Source organism: Bifidobacterium merycicum DSM 6492, from assembly GCF_900129045.1.
Taxonomy (GTDB): domain Bacteria; phylum Actinomycetota; class Actinomycetes; order Actinomycetales; family Bifidobacteriaceae; genus Bifidobacterium; species Bifidobacterium merycicum.
Window position 1 is genome coordinate 1 of the sequence record NZ_FQTX01000012.1, and the last position, 6,412, is coordinate 6,412.

The 6,412-nt window shown below is 58.3% G+C and carries 2 protein-coding genes, 1 rRNA gene and 3 pseudogenes; 1 reads left to right on the top strand and 5 read right to left on the bottom strand.

The genetic code is table 11. The annotated features are described in order from the left end of the window. Nucleotides 1-337 (bottom strand): annotated as a pseudogene (locus BUB29_RS09385) (MFS transporter); the annotation flags it as partial. A 387-nt stretch (nucleotides 338-724) separates the two neighbouring features. Continuing rightward, nucleotides 725-1,532: pseudogene (locus BUB29_RS09395) on the bottom strand (AlbA family DNA-binding domain-containing protein); the annotation flags it as partial. 334 nt (nucleotides 1,533-1,866) lie between these two features. Between BUB29_RS09395 and BUB29_RS09400 the strand changes: the two are divergent. Then, nucleotides 1,867-3,135 carry an OFA family MFS transporter gene (locus tag BUB29_RS09400; RefSeq protein WP_033523971.1) on the top strand — a complete coding sequence of 423 codons (1,269 nt, stop codon included), beginning with the start codon at nucleotides 1,867-1,869 and terminating at the stop codon, nucleotides 3,133-3,135. A gap of 217 nt (nucleotides 3,136-3,352) precedes the next feature. Here BUB29_RS09400 and BUB29_RS09405 read toward each other — a convergent pair whose 3' ends face one another. The 3 genes and pseudogenes from BUB29_RS09405 to rrf all read right to left on the bottom strand — a co-directional run bounded on the left by BUB29_RS09405 (nucleotide 3,353) and on the right by rrf (nucleotide 6,198). Next, nucleotides 3,353-5,119 (bottom strand): FAD-dependent oxidoreductase, encoded by a 1,767-nt coding sequence (locus BUB29_RS09405; protein WP_033523970.1) that lies wholly within the window; start codon nucleotides 5,117-5,119, stop codon nucleotides 3,353-3,355. Between the two features lie 102 nt (nucleotides 5,120-5,221). Beyond that, nucleotides 5,222-5,786: pseudogene (locus tag BUB29_RS09410) on the bottom strand (redoxin domain-containing protein). Between the two features lie 295 nt (nucleotides 5,787-6,081). After that, a 5S ribosomal RNA gene (gene rrf / locus BUB29_RS09415) occupies nucleotides 6,082-6,198 on the bottom strand. Nucleotides 6,199-6,412: the final 214 nt, after the last annotated feature.

Consider the following 6,412-nt stretch of genomic DNA (forward strand, 5'->3'; position numbering starts at 1 on the left):
GGAAGATCAGCACGCCGGTGGTGGCCACGTTGGCGATGGCGTACAGCAGGTAGGACAGCGCCACCCAGAGCAGCTGGTCGTTCTGGAACAGGGCCTTGAACGCCTGCAGCGGGCCACCGTTCTTCTGGGCCTTGGAGCGCAGGGCGCTTTCGCTTTCCTTGGTGCCGAACGCGACGGACCATGCGGTCAGGATGCCGAGCAGCGCCACGATGATGCCGAAGGAGGTCCAGCCGCTCTGGCTTTCGGTGTGGGAGCCGGTGAACACCCAGCTGAAGTAGGTGACGATTGGGATCACGACGACGGTGATGCCGTTGTAGCCGACGAAACCGGTGAGACTTCACACCAAAGGCATGCCTACAATGAAGTCACAACAGAACAAACGGCTCCGCACGAAGCATGAACCAACAAACGAAACGACGAGCCGCGTGAAAGGAAGAAAAAATACAGAACAACACCTTCGACCAGATCGCTAACGCCAACACCGTTTCCATGGATGCCGGCCTCAGCCAGTTCGCCTTCGCTAAGGCCTCCTCCACCTTGTTCAAGAAGGTTTTCAGCAAGTAAGATTTAAGTCTTTATCAAACGCCTCGGCTGCTGTGATGAACCGGTCCAGCAGCCGAGGCGTTCCCACATATGCCCCAGCCGTTCCCAAATCCACCTATCCGCTTCGCCGACTTCGTCCAACTTTCCCGACAATGCCATTGCTCAATGGCGACGAAGGATCGCAGAACGCATTGGCCATTGCCTCACGGAACGCCTGACGGTCAAAATCAGGCAGATTGACATGAACCAGACCGCTCATGATTTCATGATTCGGATTCCAAGGCTTCAATGCGTTGATGTGCGAGAACATATCAACCAACGGCATCCACGAAGGGCTCGGCATTGACGGCCAAAGACGCCCCTTTCATCACTTGAAACACTTCCGATGCCATGGGCATGGAACGTCGGATCGCATCCACCTTGCCGATGGTCAGCACTCCGGCAAGCGATGGTTGCGGACCGTAGGGACCGTCCACCACCATCAACAACGCACGGTCGAGGTCATCGTCATCTAACAGCGGCAATGTATCGCCGGAATTGGTGAGACGGATCCTGTCGCGCAACCGTTCGCGCGCGACAGGATCCCAGTCGTCCAATCGTGATTCCGCGCCGGCTGGGCGCTGTAGTCGTAGTTGCGCAACTGGGATAGGCGACTGACGAACCGGCTCGGGAACAGCGTCACCACCTCGGGCGTTCCATCCGCCTTCAGACGGCGCTGTCCCGCCCCCCCGGATACTGGACACAATCTGCAAGTTGCGGTCCACCTCGATACACGCCACCGGCAACCCGTTGTCCGCATGGATGATTTCAGCACGCACCACGACCTGCGGCACCGTCTTGCTGAAGAAGATAAACACCGACAGCCCGTCAACGCTGCGATGCTCCCTGCCAACACCGGTTACCGTGCCGTTGTCCTCGAGGCCAAGTGCAACGACCCGTTTTTCGGTATTGGCCAACGCCACCACGTTGTCCACGAGCTCATCGTCAATCTGAGGTCAGGATGCCTCGCTTGTAAACTCAACCGTCAGGCTTTCACGGTTCGGCAGCACAAGTTTACTCACATTGATACCGTTCCATGACCGTTTTCGATGTGAATAAGCTCACGGTCACAACCCACGATAATCGGCCACGGCATCACCGTAACGGCGTTATAGTGCTGTCTGTCGGCGCCGACAAGAGCCAGCGGCGCCGATGAAAACAACACCAAAGATGTTCAGCGAATCGTTCGCAGTACATGTGGTGTGCATCCGTTTCCTCGACGAAACTCCTCTTGTTCCAACCGGCAGGTCATCGTACGCCAGTTGCGAAAGGATTCGCCTATACATGGCAAGGTTTACCAAGAATCGTTGGACCAGCGCAATCATCCCCGCACTATTGATCCATATCCCAATCGGCACCGTCTATTGCTGGAGCGTGTTCAAGCAGTTGATCGCGGACCAGCTTCACGCCAGCCCCGCCTCCGTGGAATGGGGCTTCTCTCTCGCCATCTTCTTTCTCGGCATGTCCGCTGCATTCGCCGGGCCGATGGTTGAGAAAAACATCAAGAAATCTGCTCTTATCTCAATGGTCTGCTTTGTGGCCGGTTTCGCCGGTACGGGCGTGAGCATCGCCTTGGGATTCCTGCCCGGCGTGTTCATCTGCTACGGCGCGATCATGGGTGCCGGCCTGGGCATCGGCTACCTGACCCCGGTCAAGAACCTGATGCTGTGGTTCGCCGACAACAGGGGCCTCGCCACCGGTATCGCAGTCGCCGGTTTCGGCTTGACCAAAGCCATTGCCAGTCCGGTGATGGAATACCTGATCGGCTCGATCGGCCTGGTGAACATGTTCTATACGCTCGCCGTGGTTTACGCGATAATGATGCTCGTGGGATTCCTGCTCATACGCCGCCCCGCCGGCTGGGTCTATGATCCCGCGACCTCCTATGTCAGCCGCGTCTCGATTCTTAAGAAACCCGTGTTCTGGGGCATCTGGCTCGCCTTCTACATCAACATCACCTGTGGTCTAGCTCTTATCAGCCAAGAGAAAGACATCCTGCATGATGTGCTGAAGGCGTTCCCGCAGTACGCTCCGCTAAGCCCGAGCGCGTTCGCGGCCGCCATTTCCGGCATTATCGGTTTGGTGCTCGCCGTGGATTCCGTGCTCAACACCGCCGGCCGCGTGGGCTTCTCCACGCTGTCCGATCACCTCAAGCGCCGCGAAACCGTATATCAGGTGATTTTCGTGATATCGATCGCCGTATGCCTGCTGCAGGTTTGTACTAACAGTATCGACCGCGCTTTGTTGTGGGCCGTGTTGATGATGCTGTTCCTCGTCAACGCCGGATACGGCGGCGGCTTCTCCACCCTGCCGGTACTGCTCGATCAGCACTTCGGCACGAAAACCGTATCCACCACGCATGGGCTGACCTTGAGCGCCTGGGCATTCGCCGGCTTGTCCGGCAATCAGCTGGCGTCGTTCGTCGTCACGCACGCCCCCGATCAGGCGCACCGTTATGCCGCGTTGATTCCGGTACTCATCGTGCTGTTCATAATCGCGCTGATCAGTGTTTCGCTGGTCAAGGCCGCAGGCAAGCGCGTCGCCGTCGCCTAGTCCCCCATAGGTTCGTGGTTCCTAGTTCGTGGGATTACAGCGGATAATCCCACGAACTGGGTGCCTGCGCCATCGCATATAAATATGCCCGGGATCAAGCCGAAACCTGATTCCGGGCATATTCGTCATCGCGTGGCATTCGGTTCACAGAATCAGGCGGCGGAATCCCGTGGGCCGAAGCGTGCTCACGCGCTTATCACCGTTTGTCACGCGCTTGTCACGCGCCGATGAGATCAAGCATCTGAGGAATGCTCTTCTTGCCGAATTCGACGGTCTGCTCGCCACCACGGTTGATGACGATGCAGGGCACGCTCATTGCGCCGTATTGGTCCTTAAGCTCAGGAAAATGCGAAACGTCGTAGGCCTCGGCGCGCACGGCAGGGTTTAGCGAGGCGAGGCGTTGGGAGGCGAGCACTGTCTCCGGGCACATCGTGCAGGTGAGCGAGACGAGAATCATGATACTCAGCGGGCTTGCAATGGACTTTGCCCGTTCGATCAGATCATCGCCCAACGGCTGACCAGGACCAGCCACGTTGTACAGGCCCAGCACGAACGAATTAAATTCATGACCGGAAGGCACGCCATGGAAGGCGAGACCAGTCGGCTCGCCATCCACCACCATGCGCACGCATGGACGCGCTGCCGGCAGCACGCTGTCGACATCGAATACCGCACGACCCGTATCATCCTTCTCGTACTCACCATCATCCACCGTCGATTTCAGCTTGCCACCGGACAGCGCGACCAACGCATCGATGAATCCCCGCAGTTCCGTGGACAGCGGCGTATCGTCCAGTTCCAGAGCAAGCGTGACCGGCCGAGACATGCGTCCAAAGACCACGTTGAGCTGCTGTCTGGTGGCGTCGGAGAACAATTCGCCGGGCTTCCTAACGGCGTTCGCCGCGGCATCGGCGTTGCGATTGGTGGCGGGCGCAGGCGTAGGTGTAGGCGCTGTAGCGTCCAACGAGGCAGCATCTGTCTTCGTTGTGGACTGCTCGTAGACGCAAGAGACCGGGCGCTGTGGCGTCAAACCGGTTTTCTCGCTCATCCGCTTGGCGTACCGTTCCAACTCCACTGCGGCAATAGCGCCATCGGCGGTGGCAGTAACCACTTGTCGCAGGTTCTTGGCCCGCAGATCACCTGCTGCATACACGCCCGGCACCGAGGTTTCGAGATAGCCGTGCGTGACCGCGTAACCATAATCGTCCAGCTCCACCACGCCGCGCACCAAATCCGTGGCGGGCACATATCCGGCGAACACGAACACGCCGAACGTGCCGCCATCAACAGGTTTCCACATTTCGGTCTGGCCGGTGGCCCGGTTTAGGATCGAAGCTTCACGTAAACCCCCTTGCCCGGCAGTGACACCTTGCAGCTCGACCTGGTAACGCACGCCGATTTTCGGATTGTTTTTTGCTGCGGCGGCCACCGCGGCGTCGCAAGTGAAGTCCTGTTCCCGTACGAGAACGGTAACTTTGGAGGCGTATGTGGTCAGAAACACGGATTCCTCGGCTGCTGCGAACCCTCCGCCGACCACCAGTACTTCCTTGCCGGCAAAGAACTCGCCATCGCAGGCGGCGCAGTAGGCCACACCGCGGCCAGCATATTCGGACTCCCCTTCGAACCCTAGTTTGCGTGGGCTGGCACCGGTGGCGATGAGAATACCAAAAGCTTTCAAGTCGCCGCGCGAAGTATGCACGGTTTTGACATCGCCATGCACGTCGAGGCCGATGGCTTCGGCGGAAAGGAATTCAGCGCCGAAATCCTGCGCCTGTTGACGCATGGTCTGGGTAAGCGCACGGCCAGTGGTGCGGCCAACGCCCGGATAGTTGACCACCTCATTGGTGATGGTGATCTGTCCGCCAAAATCCTCTTTCTCGAGAATCAGTACGCGATATCGGGCACGGGCCGAATACAATCCCGCCGTCAGACCAGCGGGACCGCCGCCGATGACTATGACATCGTACAAATCATTTCGGGACATAACGACTCCCTTCGTGCCTTGATCTGGCTATTCAGGAGGTGCCCGGAGGATTCTCCGGGCACCCCGTCGGATTAGCCTGACAAGCCGTCCGTCAAGCGACGATCACAGTTGACCAACAAGATCAAGGCTGGGTTCAATAGTGTCCTCGCCTGGAGTCCAGTTGGCAGGGCAAGCCTGATCGCCATGTTCGTGGACGAACTGGGAAGCTCGCACACGGCGTAGCAGTTCTTCGGCATTGCGGCCCACATTGGAAGAGATGGCTTCATAAGCCACGACCTTGCCTTCGGGGCTCACGATGAAGTCACCGCGTTCGGCCATGCCATCGACTTCGTTGTAGGTGTCGAGATCCTTGGCCAATAGAGCGGCCGGGTCGGCAAGCATCGGATATTGAATCTTGGCGATCTTTTCATTGGCGTCATGCCATGCCTTGTGCACGAAGTGGGTGCCGCAGGAGACAGAGTAGACCTCGCATCCAATTTCCTTGAACCTGGCGTAGTTGCGGGCCAGATCCTCAAGTTCAGTGGGGCACACGAAGGTGAAATCAGCCGGGTAGAAGAAGAACAGGGACCAGTGGCCGAGCACATCAGCCTTGGTCACCTCATGGAACTCGTTGTTCCGGAACGCGTTCACCTTAAAAATCGGTCAGTTCATGCTGCAGGAGAGTCATCATCGGTCCTTTCGCTGATTGTCAATTATCGGGCTTCTGCCGTTTTCCATCGTAACGTGATTCTCTGGAACCCGCGCAAGCGTAACGCGTGAACCTCATCACATCATTAACGGCAGCCACGCTGACGGACCATGCGCGACGCGCGCATCCGGGGCCTGAAGAAAAAACGAAGGAAAAGGGAAACCAGGGCCCCCGAGGAAAAGGAAAGGAAACCGGGAACCGGAATCCCCCGGATATACGAAAAGGACCCCGGGAACCCCCGCAGGGGCTCGACCGGGATCCGATCCAACAGTGTAAGCGGCGACGTGCTACTCTCCCACACCCTCTCAGGTGCAGTACCATCGCCGTGCAAGGCCTTAGCTTCCGGGTTCGGAATGGGACCGGGCGTCTCACCTTGGCTATGGTCGCCGCAAATCTTCAACCTATCACCACCCCGCCGGGGGGACGGTGGCATATGGCGGTTCGGGAACCGGACAATGGACGCGAATTCGTTCCGTGGACCAAACGGATGCTCCCTGCCGGGGGAACAAGCCGAAGGACGCAATACGGGCAACACCAAAAACAACATGGCGTGTTGTGTGATTGCCTTTCCCCCGTTAGTACCGGTCAGCTCCACCCCTTGCGGG

Coding starts and splice junctions, on each gene's coding strand:
- BUB29_RS09400 (WP_033523971.1), top strand. CDS start 1,867: ATGGCAAGGTTTACCAAGAATCGTTGGACCAGCGCAATCATCCCCGCA.
- BUB29_RS09405 (WP_033523970.1), bottom strand. CDS start 5,119: ATGTCCCGAAATGATTTGTACGATGTCATAGTCATCGGCGGCGGTCCC.